General features: G+C 40.3%; 2 protein-coding genes. Both read left to right on the top strand.

What is annotated here, in order from left to right; all coding sequences use genetic code 11:
- The coding region (locus tag FTT64_RS14270; RefSeq protein WP_180182516.1) for a transposase at positions 1 to 383 on the top strand (383 nt) is incomplete at its 5' end.
- Positions 384 to 599: 216 nt separating this feature from the next.
- A complete protein-coding gene (locus tag FTT64_RS14265) occupies positions 600 to 2,540 on the top strand; it encodes an ATP-binding cassette domain-containing protein (RefSeq protein WP_180182517.1) in 1,941 nt (646 codons plus the stop codon).
- Positions 2,541 to 3,115: the final 575 nt, after the last annotated feature.

Genomic DNA, 3,115 nt, shown 5'->3' with positions numbered 1-3,115 from the left:
CCTGTAAAATTCTTGCCTTAGTGGATAGTCTAGGTAACCTCATTAAGTTTCGATTAATGCCTGGTCAATATCACGATTTAGTAGAAACCAAACCTTTAATCGAAGATGTTGATTTTCAAGCATTACTGGCTGATAAAGCATTTGATGCAGATTGGCTCATCCAAGAACTCAATGAACGTAAAGTGAAAGTGGTGATCCCACCTAAATCTAATCGAAAAGTAATGAGAGCATTTGATACGATTATGTATAAATGGCGTCATCTCATTGAAAACTATTTCTGTAAGTTAAAAGAATTTAAACGTATAGCGATGCGTAGTTGTAAAACAGATACGAGTTTTGAAGCTATGATTCAATTGTGCGCGAGTTTAATTAACTCTCGGTAATTCTCAACAGCCCCTAGATCAAAATAAAAATCATCTCCAACATGCATGTATTTTGCGCTTGTTTACAAAGTCATAAAAAATCCTGTTGCTGGAACGTAGGTTTTAAGCATTACAAAAGAGATTTTTCGCAAATCGCAAATAAAACTAGGCTTATTTTTGTTTTCTGGCGGGCTTCCATTAGAATATGCGCAACTTTTGTTGTGACCAGTAAACACCATGATTCAACTTGACCAAGTTTCTTTACGCCGCGGTGGACGTGTTTTATTTCAAAAAGCGTCTATGCAAATCCATCCAGGCTGGAAAGTCGGTCTTACAGGTGTCAATGGTGCAGGAAAATCCAGTTTATTTGCTGCGCTTTTAGGTAGTTTAACCCCAGACGAAGGTACGTTGAGCCGTCCGCAAGGCTGGACTGTGGCACACATGGCACAGGAAATCAAAGCGTTGGATTTGCCTGCGATTGATTTTGTGCTGTCGGGTGATGAAGAATACTGGAACATTCAACAACAGCTACAACATCCTGAACAATTAAATAATGACCAACTTGCGCATTTGCACGGTCGTTTTGATGAAATTAATGGCTATACCGCACCCGCCAAAGCCGCACAACTGATGGCAGGTTTAGGTTTTATGGCACATCAAAACAGCTTGGCGGTCAGTAGTTTTTCTGGTGGATGGCGCATGCGTTTAAATTTGGCGCGTACCTTAATGAGTCGCTCCGAATTATTATTACTGGACGAACCCACCAACCACTTAGACTTAGATGCAATTTTATGGTTAGAAGACTGGCTTAAAGCCTATGCGGGAACTTTGGTGCTGATTTCCCATGACCGTGATTTTTTAGATGCCATTACCGATCATATTTTACATATTGAAAATAGTGAATTGACTTTATATACAGGCAATTATTCAACCTTTAAAACCACACGCAGTGAACGCTTGGCACAACATCAACAAGCGTATGAAAAACAATTAGAAACCCGTGCACATTTACAAAAATATATTGATCGTTTTAAAGCCAAAGCCACCAAAGCACGGCAGGCACAAAGCCGTATCAAGCAATTGGAACGCATGCAATTGCTTGCCCCTGCGCATGTAGATACCCCGTTTACCTTCAGTTTCCGTGAACCCACCAAAATGAGTTCGCCGTTACTAACCTTGGAACACGTCAGCATTGGTTATGCAGATAAAGTGATTGCCAGCAAAATTAACCTACAAATTACTCCGACCAGCCGTATTGGTTTATTGGGGATGAACGGCGCAGGTAAATCGACCTTAATTAAATCCTTAGTGGGTGAATTGGCATTATTGTCAGGTACTCGTAAAGCCTCAGAGTTACTCAATATTGGCTATTTTGCGCAGCATCAAATGGATGCTTTGGATGATACTGCCAGCCCGATGCTACAACTATCACGCATTGCCGATAAAAAAATCAGCGAAGCCACTTTACGCGCCTTTTTAGGCAGTTTTGGCTTTAGTGGTGAACGTATGGACACACCTTGTGAAAGTTTTTCAGGAGGTGAGCGTGCGCGTTTGGCTTTGGCTTTAATTGTCTGGCAACGCCCTAACGTACTGATTCTGGACGAACCGACCAACCATTTAGACTTAGATATGCGACATGCCCTCACCATGGCTTTACAGGATTATGAAGGTGCAGTGGTATTGGTGTCACACGAACGTCAATTGATTGCCAGTGTCTGTGATGACTTACTCTTGGTTCACGCAGGACAATGCACAGAGTTTGAAGGCGATTTACAGGATTATGCCCAATGGTTACGCCAAGCCCGTGCAGAGATGCTTAAACAAAGCTCATCTAACACAGCTCCATCCAATCCAAGTCCAGTGGTTGAAAGCAAAAACAACCTAGTCAAAGTAGATAAAGAAGCTCAACGCAAACTGGCAGCACAACGCCGTGAACAAACTCGCCCTATTCGTAAAAATATTGAAAAATACGAAGCGCAAATTGAAAAAATTCAACCGCGTCTGACTGAAATTGAAACCGAACTGGGAGATCCTGCCCTTTACGATGCCAACCGTAAAGATGATTTGCTCAAACTCATGAATGAGCAAAATGATCTGAAAACCAAATTGGCGCAGGCAGAAGAACAAATGCTTGAATTGATGATGGAATTGGAAGAACTCGAAAGCAGTTTTGAATAAGCATATCGATGAGATTTAACCCTATGCGAAATAGGGTTAAATCTCATCATATTGGATAGAAGATGCATTCTGTATTTTGCATACTCATAAACCACATTTCTAATAGTTTTTAATATTTAGTTTATCTTCACAATCACCATACCATAAAAACCCGAGTCATTAATTTCACATGCTGAAATCTTTACTCCCCCTGTACTTGTCAAAAGGCTTCAATAACTCGCTAAATTAGAGCTTATTGTAGAGACACAAGTTGTAGCAGCCGTAGCCATAGAGACTTCTTGCGCGGCACGACTGGAGTATCTGATCCCTCAATTAAACGAGTTTCAGTAGAATCGATTTCCGAAAAATTTAATGATTTTGCTATCTGATTCGCTGTATTAGTATTACTACCTTTATTTACTTCGGCTAACTTAATCTTGAGGTTATTACTTCCCTTGATATAAGGATAGGCAGAGTAAAACTTGAAGTGCGACATAAACCACCTAATTAATTTAAAGGGTTTATGGAGTATATAAAATTGTCATACCATCATCTTAACTTTGAAGATCGTACTGCATTAATGCTTGAGTCAAGAA

It is taken from the genome of Acinetobacter sp. Q186-3 (assembly GCF_013420655.1).
Lineage (GTDB): Bacteria > Pseudomonadota > Gammaproteobacteria > Pseudomonadales > Moraxellaceae > Acinetobacter > Acinetobacter indicus.
Note: the sequence above shows the minus strand (reverse complement) of the source record. Positions and strands in the feature narration are given on the sequence as shown.

Bases quoted from the DNA above. Each gene is read 5' to 3' on its own strand.
- FTT64_RS14265 (WP_180182517.1), top strand. From the start codon at position 600: ATGATTCAACTTGACCAAGTTTCTTTACGCCGCGGTGGACGTGTTTTA.